We start from the raw sequence: 406 nt of genomic DNA on the forward strand, positions 1-406 counted from the left end.
CGTTACGGCCGTATACGCGGGTATCACGGTAGAGAGCGTCACCGGCGACAAATCCAAGGTGACCAACAGCGGCCTCGTTGCCACTGCGGGGCATGACGCATTTGTTGGCGCAGATGGCAAGGAAACCTTCATCAATCATGGCACGGTCCGCGGCAACGTAACCCTGGGCGCCGGCAATGACGTATTCAACAATCTGGACGGCAAATTTACCGGCACCGTCGACGGGGGGCTCGGGGACGACACCTATGTCGTCGACTCCGCCAAGACTGTGATTGTCGACGCAAATGACAGCGGTAACGACACTGTCAAATCCATCGTTTCCTTCTCGCTCGCCGCGCCGACGCTGATGAATGGCCAAGTTGAAAATCTCGTCCTGCTGGGCACCAAGAACCTGCACGGGACGGGC

Annotated in this window: 1 pseudogene; it reads left to right on the forward strand. The window is 58.6% G+C overall.

The annotated features are described in order from the left end of the window. Nucleotides 1–406 (forward strand): annotated as a pseudogene (locus tag AC1D0P_RS30860) (hypothetical protein); the annotation flags it as partial.

Source organism: Polaromonas sp. P1_G2, assembly GCF_056405515.1.